20 protein-coding genes and 1 pseudogene are annotated in these 21,922 nt (G+C 64.5%); 9 read left to right on the top strand and 12 right to left on the bottom strand.

Going from position 1 to position 21,922, the window contains the following annotated elements:
• Positions 1-69 precede the first annotated feature (69 nt).
• Positions 70-1,608, top strand: coding sequence for an APC family permease (locus L6D75_RS03700; protein WP_176511831.1), 1,539 nt, complete (start codon positions 70-72; stop codon positions 1,606-1,608).
• Between the two features lie 124 nt (positions 1,609-1,732).
• Here L6D75_RS03700 and gmk read toward each other — a convergent pair whose 3' ends face one another.
• Positions 1,733-2,353, bottom strand: coding sequence for a guanylate kinase (gene gmk / locus L6D75_RS03695; RefSeq protein ID WP_176511830.1), 621 nt, complete (start codon positions 2,351-2,353; stop codon positions 1,733-1,735).
• A gap of 13 nt (positions 2,354-2,366) precedes the next feature.
• The gene (locus L6D75_RS03690; RefSeq protein WP_176511829.1) at positions 2,367-3,230 is read right to left on the bottom strand and encodes a YicC/YloC family endoribonuclease; all 864 of its coding nucleotides are present in this window, start codon (positions 3,228-3,230) and stop codon (positions 2,367-2,369) included.
• Positions 3,231-3,456: 226 nt separating this feature from the next.
• Between L6D75_RS03690 and rph the strand changes: the two genes are divergently transcribed.
• Complete coding sequence (rph, locus tag L6D75_RS03685) at positions 3,457-4,179, top strand: ribonuclease PH (protein WP_176511828.1); 723 nt, start codon at positions 3,457-3,459, stop codon at positions 4,177-4,179.
• Between the two features lie 138 nt (positions 4,180-4,317).
• Here the strand turns inward: rph and L6D75_RS03680 are convergent, their stop codons facing one another.
• Complete coding sequence (locus L6D75_RS03680) at positions 4,318-5,097, bottom strand: exodeoxyribonuclease III (RefSeq protein ID WP_176511827.1); 780 nt, start codon at positions 5,095-5,097, stop codon at positions 4,318-4,320.
• 80 nt (positions 5,098-5,177) lie between these two features.
• Between L6D75_RS03680 and pyrE the strand changes: the two genes are divergently transcribed.
• Positions 5,178-5,819: an orotate phosphoribosyltransferase gene (pyrE, locus tag L6D75_RS03675; RefSeq protein ID WP_176511826.1), complete on the top strand. Its 642-nt coding sequence runs from the start codon at positions 5,178-5,180 to the stop codon at positions 5,817-5,819.
• A gap of 123 nt (positions 5,820-5,942) precedes the next feature.
• On the opposite strand, the gene argB is transcribed toward pyrE, so the two are convergent.
• From argB to coaBC, 4 genes and pseudogenes are all read right to left on the bottom strand, one after another.
• Positions 5,943-6,848, bottom strand: a complete 906-nt coding sequence (argB, locus tag L6D75_RS03670) for an acetylglutamate kinase (protein WP_176511825.1) — start codon at positions 6,846-6,848, stop codon at positions 5,943-5,945.
• A gap of 30 nt (positions 6,849-6,878) precedes the next feature.
• A pseudogene (locus L6D75_RS03665) lies at positions 6,879-8,252 on the bottom strand (phosphomannomutase/phosphoglucomutase); the annotation flags it as partial.
• A gap of 135 nt (positions 8,253-8,387) precedes the next feature.
• The gene (gene dut / locus L6D75_RS03660) at positions 8,388-8,843 is read right to left on the bottom strand and encodes a dUTP diphosphatase (RefSeq protein WP_008091574.1); all 456 of its coding nucleotides are present in this window, start codon (positions 8,841-8,843) and stop codon (positions 8,388-8,390) included.
• Positions 8,844-8,848: 5 nt separating this feature from the next.
• Complete coding sequence (coaBC, locus tag L6D75_RS03655) at positions 8,849-10,060, bottom strand: bifunctional phosphopantothenoylcysteine decarboxylase/phosphopantothenate--cysteine ligase CoaBC (protein WP_176511823.1); 1,212 nt, start codon at positions 10,058-10,060, stop codon at positions 8,849-8,851.
• A gap of 128 nt (positions 10,061-10,188) precedes the next feature.
• Between coaBC and radC the strand changes: the two genes are divergently transcribed.
• The gene (gene radC / locus L6D75_RS03650; RefSeq protein ID WP_176511822.1) at positions 10,189-10,869 is read left to right on the top strand and encodes a RadC family protein; all 681 of its coding nucleotides are present in this window, start codon (positions 10,189-10,191) and stop codon (positions 10,867-10,869) included.
• A 67-nt stretch (positions 10,870-10,936) separates the two neighbouring features.
• On the opposite strand, the gene L6D75_RS03645 is transcribed toward radC, so the two are convergent.
• Entirely contained in the window at positions 10,937-12,526 is a 1,590-nt protein-coding gene (locus tag L6D75_RS03645) for an ABC transporter substrate-binding protein (RefSeq protein ID WP_176511338.1), read from the bottom strand.
• A gap of 360 nt (positions 12,527-12,886) precedes the next feature.
• Here L6D75_RS03645 and rpmB point away from each other — a divergent pair, with 360 nt between their 5' ends.
• Entirely contained in the window at positions 12,887-13,123 is a 237-nt protein-coding gene (gene rpmB, locus L6D75_RS03640) for a 50S ribosomal protein L28 (protein ID WP_003258972.1), read from the top strand.
• 10 nt (positions 13,124-13,133) lie between these two features.
• Positions 13,134-13,289, top strand: a complete 156-nt coding sequence (gene rpmG, locus L6D75_RS03635) for a 50S ribosomal protein L33 (RefSeq protein ID WP_003253507.1) — start codon at positions 13,134-13,136, stop codon at positions 13,287-13,289.
• A gap of 117 nt (positions 13,290-13,406) precedes the next feature.
• On the opposite strand, the gene L6D75_RS03630 is transcribed toward rpmG, so the two are convergent.
• Positions 13,407-13,766: a cupin domain-containing protein gene (locus L6D75_RS03630; protein WP_176511339.1), complete on the bottom strand. Its 360-nt coding sequence runs from the start codon at positions 13,764-13,766 to the stop codon at positions 13,407-13,409.
• Positions 13,767-13,962: 196 nt separating this feature from the next.
• Between L6D75_RS03630 and L6D75_RS03625 the strand changes: the two genes are divergently transcribed.
• Both L6D75_RS03625 and L6D75_RS03620 read left to right on the top strand, forming a co-directional pair.
• The gene (locus tag L6D75_RS03625) at positions 13,963-15,456 is read left to right on the top strand and encodes an aldehyde dehydrogenase (RefSeq protein WP_176511340.1); all 1,494 of its coding nucleotides are present in this window, start codon (positions 13,963-13,965) and stop codon (positions 15,454-15,456) included.
• Positions 15,457-15,641: 185 nt separating this feature from the next.
• On the top strand, positions 15,642-16,781 hold the full coding sequence (locus L6D75_RS03620) for an MFS transporter (RefSeq protein WP_176511341.1): 1,140 nt from the start codon (positions 15,642-15,644) through the stop codon (positions 16,779-16,781).
• 95 nt (positions 16,782-16,876) lie between these two features.
• Here L6D75_RS03620 and L6D75_RS03615 read toward each other — a convergent pair whose 3' ends face one another.
• Positions 16,877-18,424, bottom strand: a complete 1,548-nt coding sequence (locus L6D75_RS03615) for a phospholipase D family protein (RefSeq protein WP_176511342.1) — start codon at positions 18,422-18,424, stop codon at positions 16,877-16,879.
• A gap of 60 nt (positions 18,425-18,484) precedes the next feature.
• A complete protein-coding gene (locus L6D75_RS03610) occupies positions 18,485-19,915 on the bottom strand; it encodes an aminotransferase-like domain-containing protein (protein ID WP_176511343.1) in 1,431 nt (476 codons plus the stop codon).
• 178 nt (positions 19,916-20,093) lie between these two features.
• On the opposite strand from L6D75_RS03610, the gene L6D75_RS03605 reads away from it, so the two are divergent.
• Positions 20,094-20,324 (top strand): DUF1127 domain-containing protein, encoded by a 231-nt coding sequence (locus L6D75_RS03605; protein ID WP_176511344.1) that lies wholly within the window; start codon positions 20,094-20,096, stop codon positions 20,322-20,324.
• 112 nt (positions 20,325-20,436) lie between these two features.
• Here the strand turns inward: L6D75_RS03605 and L6D75_RS03600 are convergent, their stop codons facing one another.
• Positions 20,437-21,729, bottom strand: a complete 1,293-nt coding sequence (locus L6D75_RS03600) for an NAD(P)/FAD-dependent oxidoreductase (protein WP_176511345.1) — start codon at positions 21,727-21,729, stop codon at positions 20,437-20,439.
• Between the last annotated feature and the right edge of the window lie 193 nt (positions 21,730-21,922).

The following is a 21,922-nucleotide window of genomic DNA, read 5'->3' as shown; positions in this document are numbered from 1 at the left end:
TTTCAATGAGTGAAAGCGCCTTGCTTGCAAGGCCTGTGACAACAATTCCAATAGTTACGGCATTTTCTCATGAGCAATTACACAGAAGCCGGCCGCCCACCCGACGCGGCCGACTCGGGCAGCACTCAACGCAGCAAAGGCCTGGCCAAAGGCCGTCTTGGCCTGTTGGCCAGCGTGGTGCTGGGCATTTCCACCATTGCCCCGGTCTACACCCTGACCGGCGCCCTCGGCCCCACCGTGCGGGAGGTCGGTGCTCACCTTCCAGCCGTCTTCATCGTTGGTTTCCTGCCCATGCTGCTGGTGGCCCTGGGCTACCGCGAGCTGAACTCGGCAGAGCCGGACAGCGGCACCTCGTTCACCTGGTCTGCTCGCGCCTTCGGGCCGATGATTGGCTGGATCGGCGGCTGGGGGTTGGTGGTGGCCACCACCATCGTGCTTTCCAACCTGGCAGGGGTGGCGGTCGACTTCTTCTACCTGTTCCTCGCCCAGATCACCGGCAATCTCGAACTGTCAGCCCTGGCCGACAACCTGCTGGTCAACATCGCCACGTGTTGCGTGTTCATTGCGCTGGCGGTGTGGATCTGTTGCCGGGGCATGACCACCACCATGACCGTGCAGTATGGCCTGGTGGCGTTGCAGCTTCTGGTGTTGATCGGCTTTGCCTTTGCCGCCTTCAGCGAAACCACCGCGCCGCCTCCGCTGGCGTTCGACATGGCCTGGTTCAACCCGTTTGGCGTCGAGTCGTTCTCGGCCTTTGCTGCCGGGTTGTCGTTGTCGATCTTCATCTTCTGGGGTTGGGACGTGTGCCTGACGGTCAGTGAAGAGTCGATCGGCAGTGAAGAAGTCCCCGGCAAGGCGGCAACCTGGACCGTGCTGCTGATTCTCGGCCTGTACCTGCTCACCGCCATCGCTACCCTGCAGTTCGCCGGCATCAGCGAGGAAGGCCTGGGGCTGAACAACCCGCGCATCCAGGAAAACGTCTTCGCCCACCTGGCCGGGCCGGTCATGGGGCCGCTGGCGATCCTGATGTCCATCGCGGTGCTGGCCAGCACGGCCGCTTCGCTGCAATCGACCTTCGTGTCGCCAGCGCGCACCTTGCTGGCCATGGGTTACTACGGCGCCGTGCCGCAGAAGTTCGCCAGTGTCTGCCCGCGTTCGCAGACGCCGCGCTACGCGACCATTTGTGCCGGTGTGGCTGCCGGGGTGTTCTACGTGACCATGCGTACCCTGAGTGAAAACGTGCTGGCCGATACCATCACCGCGCTGGGGATGATGATCTGCTTCTACTATTCGCTGACCGCGTTCGCCTGCGTCTGGTACTTCCGCAGCAGCCTGTTCGACAGCCTGCGCCACTTCTTCATGCGTGGCCTGTGCCCGCTGGTGGGTGGGGTGATCCTGTCGGTGATCTTCGTGCGCACGGCGATCGACAGCGCCTCGCCGGACTTCGGCAGCGGCTCGCATGTAGGTGGGGTGGGGCTGGTGTTCGTGATCGCGGCGATCATTTCGGTACTGGGGATCGTACTGATGCTGCTGTCGCGGATGCGTGCGCCGGCTTACTTCCTGGGGGCTACCCTGCGTCAGCAGGCGACCCTGCAGCTGCAGGAATAATTGAAAGGGGCCGCGTTGCGGCCCAATCGCCGACAAGCCGGCTCCCTCAGTTATCGCAGCAATGCAAACCTGGTGGGAGCCGGCTTGCCGGCGATTGGGCTGCAACGCAGCCCCTTGCGGTCTATCAGCAAAGCAGTTCCTTGAGCAGCGCCCCATGCCGCGCCTGCTGCTTCTTCAGCAGCAAGCGGTTCGAGCGAAACACCGCCTTCAACTCCTCCAGCGCCACGTCGAAATCGTCATTGATGATGACGTACTCGTACTCGTCGTAGTGCACCATCTCGCTGACCGCTTCCTTCATGCGCCCGGCAATGATCTCTTCGCTGTCCTGACCACGGCCATCCAGGCGCTGGCGCAGGGCTTCCTGGCTCGGCGGCAGGATGAACACCGACAACGCCTCGGGCATCAATTTGCGCACTTGCTGGGCGCCTTGCCAGTCGATCTCCAGGATCAGGTCGAAGCCCTGGTCGAGGGTCTGCTGCAGCGCGCTGCGCGAGGTGCCGTAGAAGTTGCCGAACACTTCGGCGTGCTCGAGGAAGTCACCTTGCTCGATCAGTGCCTTGAATTCTTCATGCACCACGAAGTGGTAGTTGACCCCGTGCTGCTCGCCCGGGCGCATGGCGCGGGTGGTGTGCGAGACCGAGACGCGGATCTGCTGGTCGTCCTTGGTCAAGGCGGTGACCAGGCTGGTCTTGCCGGCGCCGGACGGTGCCGAAACGATATAGAGGGTGCCGCTGCTGTGGTTCATGGTAGGGGAGGCCTTACTCGATGTTCTGTACTTGTTCACGCATCTGTTCGATCAATACCTTCAGGTTGACCGCCGCTTGCGTGCTGCGTGGGTCGAAGGCCTTGGAGCCCAGGGTGTTGGCTTCGCGGTTGAGCTCCTGCATCAGGAAGTCCAGGCGCCGGCCGGCAGCACCGCCGGACTTGAGCACCCGGCGCACTTCGGTGACGTGGGTGCTGAGGCGGTCCAGCTCTTCGGCGACATCGCTCTTCTGCGCCAGCAGCACCATCTCCTGCTCCAGGCGCTGCGGGTCGAGTTCGGCCTTCAGGTCGCCAAAGCGGTCGATGATCTTCTGGCGCTGGGCGGCGAGCATCTGCGGCACCAGGGCGCGCAGGGTCGTGACCTCGCTGGCCATGTTGTCCAGGCGCTCGTTGATCAGCCGGGCCAGCTCCTGGCCTTCGCGCAGGCGCCCGGCCTTGAGTTCGGCCAGGGCCTCGTCGAACAGTGCCACGGCCTCGGCATTCAGGGCCTGCGGGTCATTGGCATCGGCCACCAGCACGCCGGGCCAGGACAGCACTTCCAGCGGGTTGAGCGGCGCGGGCTGCTTGATCAGGCCGGCCACCTCCTCGGCGGCGGCGACCAGCTGCGCGGCGCGCTCGCGGTCAACCTTCAGCGGCTTGCCGCTGCTGTCCTCGTGCAGGCGCAAGGTGCATTCGACCTTGCCGCGCGACAGGCCCTGGCGCAGGCCTTCACGGACCGCACCTTCCAGGTCGCGCAGGGCGTCGGGCAGGCGCAGGTGCGGCTCCAGGTAGCGGTGGTTGACCGAGCGCAGTTCCCAGACCAGGGTGCCTTGGCTGCCTGCGCGCTCGACACGAGCAAAAGCGGTCATGCTGTGCACCATGGGGAGTACCTCGCGTAGATGGGTGAACGGGGAAGCCTTTCGGCTGCAAGGCGCAGGATTGTAGCGCAGTGGGGCCGCGGCGCCCAATCCGCCCATGTTACAGAGGCGTGCTAAAACGGTGAGAAAAGGCGACAGGCTGTCCGGGGGCACGACATTAGGCGTGTCCTCGCCGGGCGCCGGGCTCTATAATGCTGGCAGATTCAAAGTCCCAGTACAGGTATCCCAGATGAAACGTCCAAGTGGTCGCGCCGCCGATCAGCTCCGCTCGATCCGCCTCACCCGCAACTACACCAAGCACGCCGAGGGGTCGGTACTGGTCGAGTTCGGCGACACCAAGGTCGTCTGCACGGTCAGCGTCGAAAATGGTGTTCCCCGCTTCCTCAAAGGCCAGGGCCAAGGCTGGCTGACCGCCGAATACGGCATGCTGCCGCGTTCCACCGGCGAGCGTAACCAGCGCGAAGCCAGCCGTGGCAAGCAGGGTGGCCGCACCCTGGAAATCCAGCGCCTGATCGGCCGCTCGCTGCGCGCCGCGCTCGACATGAGCAAGCTGGGTGACATCACCCTGTACATCGACTGCGACGTGATCCAGGCCGATGGCGGTACCCGCACAGCTTCGATCACCGGTGCCATGGTCGCCCTGTGCGACGCCCTGGCGGTGATCAAGAAGCGCGGTGGCCTGAAGAGCGGCAACCCGCTCAAGCACATGATCGCCGCGGTGTCGGTGGGCATGTACCAGGGCGAAGCCGTGCTCGACCTGGACTACCTCGAAGACTCCGCCGCCGAGACCGACCTGAATGTGGTCATGACCAGCGCCGGTGGTTTCATCGAAGTGCAGGGCACTGCCGAGGGCAAGCCGTTCCAGCCTGAAGACTTCAACGCCATGCTGGCGCTGGCGCAGAAGGGCATGGATGAGCTCTTCGAGCTGCAGAAGGCCGCGCTCGCTGACTGATAGATAGCAATTGGGGCCGCCTTGCGGCCCATCGCCGGCAAGCCGGCTCCCACACCGACCGCGTAGACCTCAAGTCATGCGCCGTACCTGTGGGAGCCGGCTTGCCGGCGATGGGGCGCGAAGCGGCCCCAATGCTTTTTAGATGGTCAACGTCCAGTCATAGTCCACGATCAGCGGCGCATGCTGCGAGAAGCGCGGCTGACGCGGCAGGCGAGCGCCACGCACGGAACGGCGCAGGCCCGGGGTCAGGATCTGGTAGTCGAACCGGTAGCCCAGGTTGAGCATCTCGGCCTGTTCGTTGTCCGGCCACCAGCTGTACTGGTCGCCTTCGCGGCTGACTTCGCGCAGGGCATCCACATAACCCATGTCGCCGGTGATCGCATCCATCCAGGCGCGTTCAGGCGGCAGGAAGCCCGGCGACTGCTGGCTGTCACGCCAGTTCTTGATGTCGAGCTTCTGCTGCGCCACGTAGAACGAGCCGCAATAGATGTATTCGCGACGCTTGCGACGCTGTTTGTCCAGGTACTTGGCGAAGTCGTCCATCAACTTGAATTTCTGGTTCAAGTCTTCGTCGCCGTTCATACCCGAAGGCAGCAGCAGGGTTGCAATACTGACTTTGTCGAAATCTGCTTGCAGATAACGCCCGTAGCGGTCGGCTGTCTCGAAGCCCAGGCCGGTGATGACTGCCTTGGGCTGCATGCGCGAGTAAAGTGCCACGCCACCTTGGGCGGGTACCTCCGCATCGCAGGCATAAAGGAAATAGCCATCGAGCTGGAAAGCTGGGTCGTCGAGTTCAAAGGCCGAGGCGCGGGTATCCTGAAGGCAGATGACGTCGGCATTCTGGGCTTGCAGCCAGCTGAGCAATCCACGCTCGGCTGCAGCCTGAATGCCATTCACGTTCACACTGATGATCCGCATAAATGGCCCCAAAAATCTCGTGCGTGTATGATACCCGAGCTCAACCCATTTAGCTAAATCCGTGGTGTCCGGGACTTTACATGCAGCCGTATCAGCGCGACTTCATCCGTTTTGCCATCGATCGCGGCGTGCTGCGCTTCGGTGAATTCACCCTGAAATCGGGGCGTACCAGCCCGTATTTCTTCAATGCCGGCCTGTTCAACACCGGTTCCGCCTTGGCGCAGCTGGGCCGTTGCTACGCGGCGGCCATCGTCGACAGCAAGATCCCGTTCGACGTGCTGTTCGGCCCGGCTTACAAGGGTATCCCCCTGGCGGCGACCACCGCCGTGGCCCTGGCTGACCAGCATCAGCTCGACGTGCCCTGGTGCTTCAACCGCAAAGAGGCCAAGGATCATGGCGAAGGCGGCAGCCTGGTTGGCGCGCCACTGGCCGGTGAGGTATTGATCATCGACGACGTGATCACTGCCGGTACCGCCATCCGCGAGGTCATGCAGATCATCAGCGCCCAGCAGGCCAAGGCCGCCGGCGTGCTGATCGCGCTGAACCGCGAAGAGCGCGGCAATGGCGAGCTGTCAGCGATCCAGGAAGTGGAACGCGACTTCGGTATTCCGGTGGTCAGCATCGTTTCGCTGACCCAGGTGCTGGAATTCCTGGCCGATGATCCGCAGCTCAAGCAGCATCTGCCGGCTGTGGAGGCCTACCGGGCGCAGTACGGGATCTGATTCCGGCCTGGTAAACGAAAAAGGCGACCTTTGCGGGTCGCCTTTTTTGTTTGTGTTGCCTTTACCGGCCCTATCGCCGGCAAGCCGGCTCCCACAGGTATCGCACAGCGGGAGCCAGCTAGATCAGCGCGGCTTGCGGTTGGTGATCAGGGTGCCCACGCCGCTGTCGGTGAAGATTTCCAGCAGCACGGCATTCGGCACGCGGCCGTCGATGATGTGCGAGCTGTTCACGCCACCCTGCACGGCTTCGAGCGCGCACTTGATCTTCGGCAGCATGCCGCCGTAGATGGTGCCGTCGGCGATCAGTTCATTGACCTGCTCGGTGGTCAGGCCGGTGAGCACCTGGCCCTGCTTGTCCATCAGGCCTGCGATGTTGGTCAGCAGCATCAGCTTCTCGGCTTTCAGCGCTTCGGCCACCTTGCCGGCCACCAGGTCGGCGTTGATGTTGTACGACTCACCGTTGGCGCCCACGCCAATCGGCGCGATCACCGGGATGAAGTCGCCCTTGACCAGCATGTTCAGCAGGTCGGTGTTGACGCTGACCACTTCGCCGACATGGCCGATGTCGATGATTTCCGGCTGGGTCATCTCCGGCGTCTGGCGGCTCACGGTGAGCTTGCGGGCGCGGATCAGCTCCGCGTCCTTGCCGGTCAGGCCGATGGCGCTGCCGCCGTGGCGGTTGATCAGGTTGACGATGTCCTTGTTGACCTGGCCGCCGAGGACCATCTCCACCACGTCCATGGTCGCCGCGTCAGTAACGCGCATGCCGTCGATGAAGTGGCTTTCGATCGACAGGCGCTTGAGCAGGTCGCCGATCTGCGGGCCGCCGCCGTGCACGACCACCGGGTTGATGCCCACGGCCTTCATCAGCACGATGTCACGGGCAAAGCCGGTCTTGAGCTCTTCGCTCTCCATCGCGTTGCCGCCGTACTTGATCACCAGGGTCTTGCCGACAAAGCGGCGGATGTAAGGCAGTGCTTCGGACAAAACCTCGGCTACATGGGAAGCGGCATCGCGATCGAGGGTCATGCAGGGCTCCTGTCAGGAACAGATAGTCGGTCAGAACGGCAGTTGCAGCTCAGGGGCAACCCGCAGCAACTGGGCGCGGAAAACATCCTTGATACGTTGCAACTCGGCGTCGCTTTCGGCCTCGAAGCGCAGCACCAGCACCGGCGTGGTGTTGGAGGCGCGAACCAGGCCCCAGCCGTGGGCATAGTCGACCCGCACACCGTCGATGGTGGTCAGGCTGGCTTCGCCCCAGTCAGCGTCGCGTTGCAGTGCATCAATGATGCTGAATTTACCCTCGTCGGTCACATCAATATTGATTTCCGGCGTGGAAATATCGTTCGGGAACGCGGCAAACAGGCGCTCGGCGTCCTGCTCGGCCTTGCTGAGGATCTCCAGCAGGCGGGCGGCGCTGTAGATGCCGTCGTCGAAACCGTACCAGCGCTCCTTGATGAAGATGTGCCCGCTCATCTCGCCAGCCAGCAGCGAGCCGGTCTGCTTCATCTTCTTCTTGATCAACGAATGGCCGGTCTTCCACATCAGGGCGCGGCCACCGTGCTGTTCGATCAGCGGGGTCAGGCGGCGGGTGCATTTGACGTCGAAGATGATCTCGGCGCCCGGATTGCGCGACAGCACGTCCTGGGCAAACAGCATCAGCAGGCGGTCGGGGTAGACGATGCTGCCGGTGTTGGTCACCACACCCACGCGGTCGCCGTCGCCATCGAAGGCCAGGCCGAGGTCGGCGCCGGTTTCCTTGACCTTGGCGATCAGGTCCTCGAGGTTTTCCGGCTTGCCCGGGTCCGGGTGGTGGTTGGGGAAGTTGCCATCCACCTCGCAGAACAGCGCAATCACCTCGCAGCCCAAGGCTTCGATCAGTTGCGGGGCGATAACGCCCGCCGCGCCGTTGCCGCAGTCCACCACGACCTTGAGCTTTTTCGCCAGCTTCACGTCGGCGACGATCTGCTGGTAGTAGCGCTCGAGGATCTCGACCTTCTGCACGCTGCCTTCGGCGCGCGTCAGGTCGTTGGTTTTCAGGCGGGTCAGCAGGGCCTGGATCTGCTCGTTGGCCAGGGTGTCGCCGGCGATGACGATCTTGAAGCCGTTGTAGTCCGACGGGTTGTGGCTGCCGGTGAGCATCACCCCGGACTTGCCGGCCAGTACATTGGCGGCGAAGTACAGCGCCGGGGTCGGCACCAGGCCGACGTCGCTGACCTGGCAACCGGCGTCGACCAGGCCCTTGATCAGCTGCTCGACCAGCATCGGGCCGGACAGGCGACCGTCGCGGCCTACCGAGATCTGCGGCTCGCCCTGGGCGAGGGTCTGGGCGCCGATGGCGCGGCCGATCCAGTAGGCGGTTTCGGCGTGCAGGGTTTTGCCGACCACGCCGCGGATGTCATAGGCGCGGAAGATGCTGTCGGGCAATGCGGGGACCAGGTGGGCCATGTCGTTCATCTCTGGAAGCTCCATTAGTCAAAGGCTTTCTGGGCAGGCGCAAACTGAACGCTTGGACGGTGGTTTCGTCAGAGAGTTCGCCATCCTTGGCCTGAACGGTAGTCAGTCGGCTCAGTGGCTGCCGGAGTGGCCAAAGCCACCGGTGCCGCGCTGGCTCTCGTCGAACTGCTCGACGATGTCGAAGTGCGCTTGTACCACAGGTACCAGCACAAGCTGTGCGATGCGCTCGCCGACGGCGATGGTGAACGGCGTGTTGCCGCGGTTCCAGCACGACACCATCAGCTCGCCCTGGTAGTCCGAGTCGATCAGGCCGACCAGGTTGCCCAGCACGATGCCGTGCTTATGGCCCAGGCCCGAGCGCGGCAGGATCATGGCTGCCAGGCCCGGGTCGCCGATGTAGATCGACAGGCCGGTGGGGATCAGCAGGGTCTGGCCGGGCTCGAGGACAGTGTCCTCCTTGAGCAGGGCGCGCAGGTCCAGGCCGGCGGAGCCGGGGGTGGCGTACTGCGGCAGGGGGAATTCGGTACCCAGGCGAGGGTCGAGGATCTTGGCTTGAAGAGCGTGCATGTAACTTATTGAACCTGATTGAGCCGTTCGGCGATGAAGGCGACCAGTTGCCGGGCGATCTTGCCCTTGCTGGTCTGCGCGAAGAGGGTCTGGTGCTGCTGACGGTCGATCACGGTCAGGGCATTTTCCTCGCTGTTGAAGCCGATGCTGGGGTTGGCCACATCATTGGCGACGATCAGGTCGAGGTTCTTGTCCTTGAGCTTGCGCGTGGCGTAATCGAGCAAGTGTTCGGTCTCGGCGGCGAAGCCGACGCTGAACGGGCGGTCGTCACGGCCAGCGATGGTCGCAAGGATATCGGGATTACGCACCATCTGCAGCAGCATGCCGTCGCCGGTCGTAGGATCCTTCTTCAGCTTTTGCGTGGCGACGACTTCCGGGCGGTAGTCCGCGACCGCTGCCGAGGCGATGAACAGGTCGCATGGCATGGCTGCTTCGCAGGCCGCGAGCATGTCCCGTGCGCTGACCACGTCGATCCGCGTGACCCGGTCGGGGGTCGGCAGGTGCACCGGGCCGGTGACCAGGGTCACCCGAGCCCCCGCCTCGGCGGCCGCTTCGGCCAGGGCAAAGCCCATCTTCCCGGAACTATGATTGGTGATGTAGCGCACCGGGTCGATGTTTTCCTGGGTCGGGCCGGCGGTGATCAGCACGTGCTTGCCGGTCAGCGCCTGGCGCTGGAAGCTCTCGGCGGCGCACCAGGCCAGGTCGGTGGCCTCGAGCATGCGCCCCAGGCCCACGTCGCCACAGGCCTGGCTGCCGGAGGCCGGGCCGAACACCTGGATGCCGCGGCTCTTGAGCAGTTCGAGGTTGGCCTGGGTGGCCGGGTCGCGCCACATGGCCTGGTTCATGGCCGGGGCCACGGCCACGGTGGCGTCGGTGGCCAGCACCAGGGTGGTCAGCAGGTCGTCGGCCATGCCTTGGGCCATGCGCGCCATGAGGTCGGCGGTGGCGGGGGCGATGAGCACCAGGTCGGCCCACTTGGCCAGTTCGATATGGCCCATGGCCGCTTCGGCGGCAGGGTCGAGCAGATCCATGTGCACCGGGTGGCCGGACAGCGCCTGCAGGGTCAGCGGGGTGATGAACTCGGCACCCCCGCGGGTCATGACGACGCGCACTTGCGCGCCGTGCTCCAGGAGTCGGCGGATCAGCTCGGCGCTCTTGTAGGCGGCAATGCCGCCCCCTACGCCGAGAACGATGCGCTTGCGATACAGCCGCTGCATAGGCTTGCCTTTTTCCAGTGAGAGCGGGCGGCGACGAAAAAACTGCCTGCGGCAGAACGTCGCATGTACGAGGCGAAATAGATTAACACAGGGCCGAAACCTGCCGTAGTGGGGCCAAAGGAGCAAGGATGAATATCAGGGAATGGCCGGCGGATGAGCGGCCTCGGGAGAAGTTGCTGTTGCGCGGGGCGGCGGTGTTGTCGGATGCCGAACTGCTCGCCGTGCTGTTGGGGTCGGGCGTTGCCGGGCGAAACGTGCTGGATCTGGCGCGCGGGCTGCTGGTGCGCTTTGGCGGGCTCAGGCAGTTTCTTGAGGCCGATCGCCAAGCTCTTTTGCGCGAGCCGGGCCTGGGGCCGGTGAAGTGCGCTCAGCTGCAGGCGCTGCTGGAGATCGGCCGGCGCTATCTGGACGAAAGCATCGAGCGCACACCCGCCATGGAAAGCCCGGAGGCGGTGCGGCGTTACCTCAAGGCCATGTTGCGTCATGAGGCCAGCGAGGTGTTCGGCTGCTTGTTTCTGGATAGCAAGCACCGGCCGCTGGCGTTCGAAATTCTGTTCAGGGGCACCATCGACCGGGCCAGCATCTACCCGCGCGAAGTGGTGCGCCGTGCGCTGATGCATAACGCTGCGGCGTTGATCCTGTGCCACAACCACCCTTCGGGTAACAGCGAGCCGAGCCAGGATGACGTGCACATGACGCTGTCGTTGAAGCGGGGACTGGGGTTGATCGATGTGCGGGTGCTGGACCACATCATCATCGGGGATGGCGAGCCGCTGTCGATGGTCGAGCAGGGGTGGATGGTGCCTTGAATGTGCTGTCAGGACTGGCCCAATCGCCGGCTTGCCGGCGATTGGGCCAGTCCTGCAATGCCTGAATTCAGCGACTCACCGAAACCTTGCTGAAGTCCAACCGCCCGAACGGGCTCACCTGGTACCCTTCGACCCCCTGGCGCAGCAAGGTCGCCGCCGTCGGGTGCGCCAGCGGCACCCACAGCGCCTGCTGCTGGATCAACGTCTGCGCCTGCTGGTACAGCCGGCTGCGCACGCTCTGGTCGTTGGTGGTGCGCCCGGCACTGATCAGCTGGTCCAGCCGGCTGTCGCAGAAACGCGCGAAGTTGGTCCCCGACTTGACTGCCGCGCAGGAAAACTGCGGGCTGAGGAAGTTGTCCGGGTCGCCGTTGTCACCGGCCCAGCCCATGAACAGCAGGTCATGCTCGCCCGCCTTGGCGCGGCGGATCAGCTCGCCCCACTCGACCACGCGGATCTCGGCCTTGATGCCGATCTTGCCCAGGTCAGCCTGCAGCATTTGCGCGCCCAGGCTCGGGTTGGGGTTGAGCAGGCTGCCCTGGGGGCGGGTCCAGATCGTGGTGCTGAAACCGTCCGCCAGGCCAGCCTTGGCCAGCAGCGCCTTGGCCTTGTTCAGGTCCAGCGGGTAGCCGGGCAGGTCCTTGGCGTAGCTCCAGGTGTTGGGTGGGTAGGGGCCATTGGCGGCGGTGGCGGTGTCTTCGAACACGGCCTTGAGGTAGGCCTGCTTGTCGAAGGCCAGGTTGATGGCCTGGCGCACTTCAGGCTTGTCCAGCGGAGGGTGTTCGCTGTTGATGGCCACGAATGCGGTCATGAAGGCCGGGGTGCTGGCGATCTTGAGGTTGCCGTCCTTGCCCGCTTCGGCGATGTCCAGCGGCTTGGGCGACAGGGCCACCTGGCATTCGCCGCGCTTGAGCTTCTGCAGGCGCACGTTGGCGTCGGGGGTGATGGCGAAGATCAGCGGGTCGACCGCAGGCTTGCCGTCGAAGTAGTCGGGGTTGGCGCGATAGCGCACCACGGCGTCCTTCTGAAAGCGCTGGAAGACGAACGGGCCGGTGCCGACCGGCTGGCTGTTGAGCTTCTCCGGGGTGCCGGCCTTGAGCAGGTTGTCGGCGTATTCGGCGGAATAGATCGAAGCGAAGCCCATGCTCAGGGTGGCCAGGAAGGTGGCGTCGGCGTGGCTCAGGGTGAAACGCACGGTGTTGGGCTCGGGCGCCTCGATCGACTTGATCAGGCTGCCCAGCTGCAGCGACTGCGCGTGCGGGTAGCCGCCCGGCGCCGTCTTGTGCCAGGCGTGGGCGGGGTAGAGCATGCGCTGGAAGCTGAACAGCACGTCATCGGCATTCAGTTCGCGGCTCGGCTTGAAATAGGGCGTGGTGTGGAACTTGACCCCCTCGCGCAGCGTGAAGTCGTAGACCAGGCCGTCGGCCGACACCTTCCAGTGCTGTGCCAGGCTCGGCACCACCTTGCCCTGGGCTGCGTCGAATTCCACCAGGCGGTTCATCAGCACGTCGGCCGAGGCATTGGTAGTGGTCAGCGAGTTGTACTGCACCACATCGAAGCCTTCCGGGCTGGCTTCGCTGCAGACACTCAGCGGTGCAGCCTGGGCGAGGCCGGCGGCGAACAGGGAGGTGAACAATAAGGAAAGGGCGGCGGCACGCATCGTGACTCCTTGGCTGTCAGTGGCCCATCTGCCAGTGCAGTCTGGAAACGTCCTACCCTAGTGTGCGCTTGAGGAAATGACCACCCTCTTTTTCAGTGCGTCGGCGACGAGCGGTCGACAGCGCGCCGGGCTAGTCGCTATGCTGCTCGCGCGTCATTTGCAGCAAGCAGATGCTCATATTCTGTTGTTGTGGCGTAGTCTTTCTGGTATAAAGCAGCGCTCTTTTCTAGGGGCTCGGCCTGTCGCATCAGCGGATCCGGTCGATAAGACCTCCAGAATCACGGCGCCTGGCGCCAAAGACTGAGAGATTAAGCGGCCAACCCATGCCGGGTTGGGCATGTGGTTTTAGAGGGCTGAGTCATGTCGAGAGTCTGTCAAGTTACTGGTAAGGGTCCAGTAACCGGGAACAACATTTCCCACGCAAACAACAAAACCCGTCGTCGTTTCCTGCCGAACCTGCAACACCACCGTTTCTGGGTTGAGTCCGAGAAGCGTTTCGTGCGTCTGCGCGTTTCTGCCAAAGGCATGCGCGTCATTGACAAGCGTGGTATCGACGTAGTGCTGGCCGAGCTGCGTGCTCGCGGCGAAAAGTTCTAAGGAGAACGTCATGCGTGAATTGATCCGTCTGGTTTCGAGTGCTGGCACTGGCCACTTCTACACCACCGACAAGAACAAGCGCACCACTCCGGACAAAATCGAGATCAAGAAATATGATCCGGTTGTTCGCAAGCACGTGGTGTACAAGGAAGCCAAGATCAAGTAATTGATCCCGGCGACCAGAAAAAACCCGCATCCGTAAGGAAGCGGGTTTTTTTTTGCCCGTCAGGGCCCGATCGCCGCCAAGCCAGCTCCCACAGGTGCAGGAGCTGGCTTGCGCTGATTATTTCTGCTCGAACATCACATAGATCTTGCGGCAAGGCTCCAGCACTTCCCAGGTGCCCTTGAAGCCCGCCGGGATGACGAAGCGGTCACCGGCGCGCAGGGTTTTGGCGCCACCCTGCTGGTCGCGCAGCACCGAAACACCCTGGACGATCTCGCAGTACTCGTGTTCGGTGTAGTTCACCGTCCACTGGCCGATCTCACCTTCCCACACGCCTGCAGCGAACTGGCCGCACGGGCTGGAATAGTGGTTGTAGACCGCCTGGTCCGGCTCGCCCTTGAGGATTTTTTCCGCCGCTGGGCGGTAGCGTTCGGCTTCGGTGAGGACCTGGGCGAAGTCGATGATGTTGGCGATATCCATGGTGCGGCTCCTGTTGTTGTTTAATAAAATGAACATCAGTAGGCTTTTGAGCCTTTCGTGTCAAATATATTGATAGTTTACCCCGCCTGGTTTAGGGTATCGCTTGCCGGTGTGCGCGTGTTGCCCGGCCCGAATTCTGACAACGCCTGTGAGTCCTCAATGCGGCGTTGCACCTAAACAAGAGGAGGAGTTTCGTATGACCACCCTGACTCGTGCAGACTGGGAACAACGTGCCCAGCAATTGAAGATCGAAGGGCGTGCCTTCATCAACGGCGAATACACCGACGCCGCATCCGGTGAAACCTTCGATTGCCTGAGCCCGGTCGACGGACGCTTCCTGGCCAAGGTCGCCAGCTGCGACCTGGCCGACGCCAACCGCGCCGTGGAAAACGCCCGCGCCACCTTCGATTCCGGCGTCTGGTCGCAACTGGCCCCGGCCAAGCGCAAAGCCAAGCTGATTCGCTTCGCCGACCTGCTGCGCAAGAACGTCGAAGAGCTGGCCCTGCTGGAAACCCTGGACATGGGCAAGCCGATCGGCGACTCGTCGAGCATCGACGTGCCGGGCGCGGCGCAAGCCATTCACTGGACCGCCGAAGCCATCGACAAGGTCTACGACGAAGTCGCGCCAACCCCGCACGACCAGCTCGGCCTGGTGACCCGCGAAGCCGTGGGTGTGGTCGGTGCCATCGTACCGTGGAACTTCCCGCTGCTGATGGCCTGCTGGAAACTCGGCCCGGCGCTGGCCACCGGTAACTCGATCGTGCTCAAGCCGTCCGAGAAATCCCCGCTGACCGCCATCCGCATCGCCCAGCTGGCGATCGAAGCCGGTATCCCGGCTGGCGTGCTCAACGTGCTGCCAGGCTACGGCCACACCGTGGGCAAGGCCCTGGCCCTGCACATGGACGTCGACACCCTGGTGTTCACCGGCTCCACCAAGATCGCCAAGCAGCTGATGATCTACGCGGGTGAGTCGAACATGAAGCGCATCTGGCTGGAAGCCGGCGGCAAGAGCCCGAACATCGTCTTCGCCGACGCACCGGACCTGCAAGCTGCTGCCGAAGCCGCCGCCAGCGCCATCGCCTTCAACCAGGGCGAAGTCTGCACCGCAGGTTCGCGCCTGCTGGTCGAGCGTTCGATCAAGGACAAGTTCCTGCCGATGGTGATCGAGGCCCTCAAGGGCTGGAAGCCAGGCAACCCGCTGGACCCGCAGACCACCGTGGGCGCGCTGGTCGACACCCAGCAGATGAACACCGTGCTGTCGTACATCGACGCCGGCCACCAGGACGGCGCCAAACTGGTTGCCGGTGGCAAGCGCACCCTGGAAGAAACCGGCGGCACCTACGTCGAGCCGACCATCTTCGACGGCGTGACCAACGCCATGAAGATCGCCCAGGAAGAAATCTTCGGCCCAGTGCTGTCGGTGATCGCCTTCGACACCGCCGAAGAAGCCATCGCCATTGCCAACGACACGCCATACGGCCTGGCCGCTGGCATCTGGACCTCGGACATTTCCAAGGCCCACAAGACCGCCCGTGCCGTGCGCGCTGGCAGCGTCTGGGTCAACCAGTACGACGGCGGCGACATGACCGCTCCGTTCGGCGGCTTCAAGCAGTCGGGCAACGGCCGTGACAAGTCGCTGCACGCACTGGAGAAGTACACCGAGCTGAAGGCGACCTGGATCAAGCTGTAATCCAGAGGGGCCGCCCTGCGGCCCAATCGCTGGCAAGCCAGCTCCCACAAGGATTTCGCTGAACCTTCGTGGGAGCCGGCTTGCCGGCGATGGGCTGCAAAGCAGCCCCAACATTAGCCGGGGCGGTTCATGCCGCCCCGGCTTCGTCGTTTCTGCTGTTCAAGAATTCTGCCTGGGAGGCTGCAATGCGCTGGGGTACCTACTTCGCCGTACTGGCATCGGTGCTGAGTGTCGGGCTCGCGCTCGGCGTGAGCATGCCGCTGGTGTCCCTGCGCCTGGAGGCCTGGGGCTACGGCAGCTTCGCCATCGGCGTGATGGCTGCGATGCCGGCGCTGGGCGTGCTGGTGGGGGCCAGCCTTGCCAGCCACCTGGCCGGCTGGGTCGGTGTGCCGTCGGCCATGCGCCTGTGCCTGTGGGGCGGTGCCTTGTCGATCGGCCTGCTGGCGTTGCTGCCCAGCTACCCCTTGTGGCTGGCGCTGCGCTTGCTGATCGGCATGTCGCTGACCGTGGTGTTCATCCTCGGCGAAAGCTGGATCAACCAGTTGGTGGTCGAGCAATGGCGTGGCCGCCTGGTGGCGCTGTATGGCAGCAGCTATGCGCTGAGCCAGCTGGCTGGGCCGCTGGTGCTGGGCTTTTTGGGGTCTGACGACGATTTCGGCTTCTGGGCCGCGACCGGCCTGCTGCTGTGTGCGCCCCTGCTGCTGTTGGGCCGGGGTGGCGCACCCAGCACCGAGGCCTGCAGCGTGACCTTCGGCGACCTGTTCGGCTTCTGTCGACGCCTGCCGGTGATCGCCTGGGCAATCGCCTTGTTCGCCTCCTTCGAGGCGATGATTCTGACCTTGCTGCCGGTGTATTGCCTGCAGCAAGGCTTCACCACCGAAATCGCCCTGTTCATGGTCAGTACCGTGGTGGTGGGTGACGCGGTGCTGCAACTGCCCATCGGCGCGCTGGCCGATCACATGTCGCGGCGCAGCTTGTTCACCGGTTGTGCGGTGACCTTGCTGGTCTCCAGCCTGGCGATTCCGCTGCTGCTGCACACGCCGGTGATCTGGCCGTTGTGGGTGCTGTTCGGGGCCAGTGCCGGTGGCCTGTTCACCTTGTCGCTGGTGCTGATCGGCGAGCGCTACCGGGATGATGCGCTGGTGCGGGCCAACGCCCACGTGGCGCAGCTGTGGGGCATTGGCTGCCTGCTCGGGCCGTTGCTGGCCGGTGCCGGGAGCCAGTGGGTCAGTGGCCATGCGCTGCTGTGGCTGATGGCGGCGGGCGCGGCGGGGCTGGTGTTGCTGACCCGCCGGCAAGGCGCTTTCGAGCCGGCTTCGGCCTGAGGCCATTTGGGGCTGCTGCGCAGCCCATCGCCGGCAAGCCGGCTCCCACAAACGTAGGAGCACCTGCAGCCCTGTGGGAGCTGGCTCGCCAGCGGCTACAGCATCTTCTCCAGGCCAACCGCCTTGCTGATCCAGGCATTGAAGCGCCGCCAGAGCCCGCCCGGCTCCGACGTCAGCAGGTGGCGTTGGCCATTGTCCTCGGTCGCCCACACCAGCTTGTCATTCACCAGCCTGACCTGATAACTCAGCGCCGGCGCCATGCCCTGCATGGCCAGCTCGCGGGTGTACTCGGCGAGCTCCGGGCTGTCCACCAGCACCCCCACTTCGGTGTTCCACAGCACCGACCTGGGGTCGAAATTGAACGAGCCGATGAAGGTCTTGCGCCGGTCGAAGACGATCGCCTTGCTGTGCAGGCTGGAGTCCGAGCTGCCATGGAAATTCAGGCGCCCGGCGCTGGGGTCGCCCGGTTGGCGACGCAGCTCGAACAGCTGCACGCCGTGTTCCAACAGTGCCCGCCGGTAAGGTGCATAGCCACCATGCACGGCCGGCACGTCGGTGGCTTCCAGCGAGTTGGTCAACAGCTTCACCGAGGTGCCGGCGTCGGCGCGGCCGGTGAGGTACAGCAGCCCCGTCTCGCCCGGCACGAAGTAGGCCGATACCAGGATCAGCTCGTTGTGCACCGCCGCCAGGTCCGGCGCCAGTTGCTGGCTCATCAGCAACTGCGGGTCGGGCTCGTCGTCTGCCAAGACCTTGCTCGGTGCATCCCACAGCGCCTGGCTGTGGGCCCAGATCAGCTCGTTGCGCCACACATCCAGGCGCGGCTGCGATTGGTAGGCCATCAGCCGGTCATACAGCGCCTTGCGCCGCACCCGCGCCTCGGCCAGCGACACTTCCAGGCGCTGGCGGCTGGCCCGCAGGTCGTCAGCGTCCGGCTGGCGCCAGAGGAAGTCGCCGATCGGCCGGCTCAGGGCGCTGTTCCAGTACTGGTCGAAACCGTGGCCAAGCTGCTCGGCCACCGGGCCCACGCCCAGCAGGTCGATGTCGGTGAAATTGAGGTTGGGCTCGGCGTCGAAATACTCATCGCCCAGGTTGCGCCCGCCGACGATGGCCATGCTGTTGTCGACCAGGAACAGTTTGTTGTGCATGCGCCGGTGCTGGCGCGAGAGGTTGAACAGGCGCCCCACGGCCCGCGTGGCACCTGTGCTGCGCCCCAGGTGCAGCGGGTTGAAGACGCGGATCTGGATGTTCGGGTGGGCGTCCAGGGTGCCCATGATGGTGTCCAGGCCATCGCTGGTGGTGTCGTCGAGCAGGATGCGCACGCGCACCCCGCGGTCGGCGGCGCGCAGCAGTTCGTGGACCAGCGCCCGAGTGCTCAGGCCGTCGTGGACGATGTAGTACTGCAAATCGATGCTCGCCTGGGCATGGCGGATCAGCTCGGCGCGGGCGCGGAACGCCTCGTTGCTGTTGGGCAGCAGGCGAAAGCCCGAACGCCCGGCATAGGGCGCGGCCTGGCGCAGCACCGAGCGGCCGAAGGCCGAATCGCTGGCCGGCAGGGCCTGGCTGGTGTCCCGAGGCAGGTCGACGCTGGCGCAGCCGGCGAGGGCGAGCAGCATCAGCAGAGGCAGGGCTCGCTGGAGTATCAAGGGTGGATCGTCCTGTACAGCAAAGGCCTAAGGGGTTGGACCGTGGCGGGCGGCGCAAAGTTACGCCGGGTTACGCGCTTGATCCAGTAGACGAAGGGCGGTTTCACCCACCTTGCGCACCGCGGCTTCGATTTGCGCGCTCGGCCGCGCCGCGAAGTTCATGCGCAGGCAGTGGCGAAACTTGCCCGAAGCCGAAAAGATGCTGCCAACCGCAATCTGCACGCCCTGCTCCAGTAAAGCTCGGTTCAGCCGAAGCGTGTCGAAATCTTCGGGCAATTCCACCCACAGCATGAAACCGCCCTGGGGCCGGCTGACGCGGGTGCCGGGCGGGAAGTAGCGGGTCACCCAGTCGCTCATCAGGTCGCGGCCCCGCTGGTACTGGCTGCGCATGCGCCGCACATGGGGCTGGTAGTGGCCGCCGGCGATGAAGTCGGCGATCGCCAGTTGCGGCTGGCAGGCGGTGCTGCCGGTGCTGATGTACTTCATGTGCAGCACCCGCTCCAGGTAGCGGCCAGGCGCTACCCAGCCGATGCGCAGGCCGGGGGCGAGGGTCTTGGAGAACGAGCTGCACAGCAGCACCCGGCCGTCTTCGTCGAACGACTTGAGGGTGCGCGGGCGCGGGTAGGTGTAGGCCAGGTCGCCATACACATCGTCTTCCAGGATCGCCACGTCATAGCGCTGGGCCAGGCTCAGCAGGGCCTTCTTGCGGGCCTCGGGCATGATGTAGCCGAGTGGGTTGTTGCAGCTCGGGGTGACCTGAATGAGCTTGATCGGCCACTGCTCCAGCGCCAGTTCCAGGGCCTCCAGGCTGATGCCGGTGAGCGGGTCGGTGGGGATCTCCAGGGCCTTCATGCCCAGGCCCTTGAGGGTCTGCATGGCGCCGTGGAAGCTGGGCGAATCCACCGCAACGATGTCCCCCGGCTGGCAGACCGCGCGGATGCTGCACGACAGCGCCTCGTGACAGCCGGTGGTCACCACCAGGTCGTTCGGGCCCAGGCGGCAGCCGGAGTCGAGCATCAGGCGGGCGACTTGCTCTCGCAGGGCCAGGTTGCCGTGGATGTTGTCGTAGTACAGCCCCGGCATGTCCTGGCGGCGGCTCAGCTGGGCGAGGCTGCGCAGCAAGGGCTTGAGGGTCGGGCTGTCGACATCGGGCATCCCGCGGCCGAGCTGTATCACATCCTGGCGCGGGGTGCTGCGTACCAGCTCCAGCACCTGTTCCCACTGGGAAATGTCCACCGGGCGCTGGGCCGGCCGGCTGACGGCGGGCAGGGCAGGGAGCTGGCGGTGGTCGCTGACGAAGTAGCCGGACTTGGGGCGCGGCGACACCATGCCGCTGTCCTCGAGCATGCGGTAGGCCTGCTGCACGGTACTCAGGCTCACCCCGTGCTCCATGCTCAACGCCCGCACCGAAGGCAGGCGCTGGCCGGGGCGGTAGAGGCCCTGTTCGATGCGTGCGCCGAGCAGCTCGGCGAGGTTCAGGTAGAGGGTCACGGCATACTCCGCGGCAAGTTGTAGGAAACGACCAGTACAGTTGCGCAGAAATTACAGCATTCAGCTGATTATTCGCCAATTCTGTATGGGAATAATAAGCCGCGTTTGGATCTGTATTGCCAAGGTTGCCTGCGGGCATGCTTAGCCCACGGTATCAACTGAGTGGGAGGATGCAGCAATGGCTGGCATGAGCGATGTGCGCGTGCAACTGATGGCCCGGGAATTGGAGGATGAGCAGCGGACCAAGGTCTTCAATGCGCCGGCAGGCCTGGGCCGTTGGGGCTTGATGCTGCATCGCTGGCACACCCGCCGGGCCTTGCTGGAGCTGGGCGACGAACAGCTGCGCGATATTGGCCTGAGCCGGGAGCAGGCCCGGGAAGAAGGGCGCAAACCCTTCTGGAAGCCTTGACCTGTAGGAGCGGCCTTGTGTCGCGAAAGGGCTGCAAAGCAGCCCCAGTCCTGAGCAGCGCTACAGCAATCGAGGGGCCGCTGCGCAGCCCTTTCGCGACACAAGGCCGCTCCTACATCAGCTCCTTCAGCCGATGCCAGAGCATCCCCAGCGCCAGCAGCGGCGAACGCAGGTGCTTGCCGCCAGGGAAGGTCATGTGCGGCACCTTGGCAAACACGTCGAAGCGCCCGCTCTGCTGGCCGCTGATCGCCTCACCCAGCAGGCGAGCGGCCAGGTGGGTGGCGTTGAGCCCGTGGCCCGAGTAGGCCTGGGCGTAATACACGTTCGGCTGGCTGGCCAGGCGGCCCACCTGCGGCAGGCGGTTGGCGCCGATGCCGATCATGCCACCCCATTGGTAGTCGATGCGCACGTCGGCCAGCTGCGGGAACACCTTGAGCATCTTCGGCCGCATGTAGGCGGCGATGTCCCGCGGGTCGCGGCCGGAATAGTGGCAGGCACCGCCGAACAGCAGGCGGTGGTCGGCGGACAGGCGATAGTAGTCCAGCGCCACGCGCTGGTCGCACACCGCCATGTTCTGCGGCAGCAACTGGCGGGCGCGTTCTTCGCCGAGCGGCTCGGTGGCGATGATGTAGCTGCCGGCGGGCAGCACCTTGCCGCCCAGCTCGCGGTTGAGGTCGTTGTGGTAGGCGTTGCAGCACAGCACCAGGGTCTTGGCGCGCACCAGGCCCTGGGCGGTGTGCACCTTCACTTGTGGGCCATAGTCGATGCGGGTGACTTCGGATTGCTCAAATAGCCGTGCGCCAAGCCGGCTGGCAACGGCCGCTTCGCCAAGCGCCAGGTTCAGGGGGTGCAGGTGCCCGGAGCCCATGTCGATCAGGCCGCCGACATAGCGCTCGGAACCGACCACGCTGTGGATATCGCCCGGTTGCACCAGCCGCAGTTCGTGGCGATAGCCCAGGCTGCGCAGTTCCTCGGCATCCTCGGCAAAGCCTTGCAGCTCGCCGGGCTTGTTGGCCAGGTCGCAATAGCCCCAAGTCAGGTCGCAGGCAATGGCGTGGCGCTCGACCCGCTCGCGGACGATTTCCACCGCTTCCAGGCCCATCAGCTTCAGGCTGCGCACGCCTTCTTCACCCAGCACCGGCAGAAATTGCTCCAGGCCATGGCCGACACCACGAATCAGCTGCCCGCCGTTGCGCCCGCTGGCGCCCCAGCCGAGTTTGCGAGCTTCCAGCAGGATGACCGAAAGGCCGCGCTCGGCCAGTTCGATGGCGGTGTTCAGCCCCGAATAGCCACCGCCGACGATGCACACGTCGGCGCTGTGTTCACCCTGCAGGTAGCCATGATCGGGGTGTGGCGCGCTGCTGGCGGCGTAGTAGGAGGCGGCGTGCTGCGCGCTGTGGATCATGGGGCGGGTCCTGGGCATTTAGACGGAAGGGGAGGATAAGCCGGGGTTTTGTGGTGGGGCAACAGGCCTCATCGCTGGCAAGCCAGCTCCCGCAGGACCATCACCTTGCCAAGACCAGCGGGCTACTTGTGGGAGCCGGCTTGCCGGCGATTGGCCCTATAATTCACCCTCACCCTTCAATCTGTACCCCGCC

This window comes from Pseudomonas faucium, assembly GCF_021602585.1.
In the GTDB taxonomy this organism is placed as follows: domain Bacteria; phylum Pseudomonadota; class Gammaproteobacteria; order Pseudomonadales; family Pseudomonadaceae; genus Aquipseudomonas; species Aquipseudomonas faucium.
This window is presented reverse-complemented; position numbering and strand designations above follow the sequence as displayed.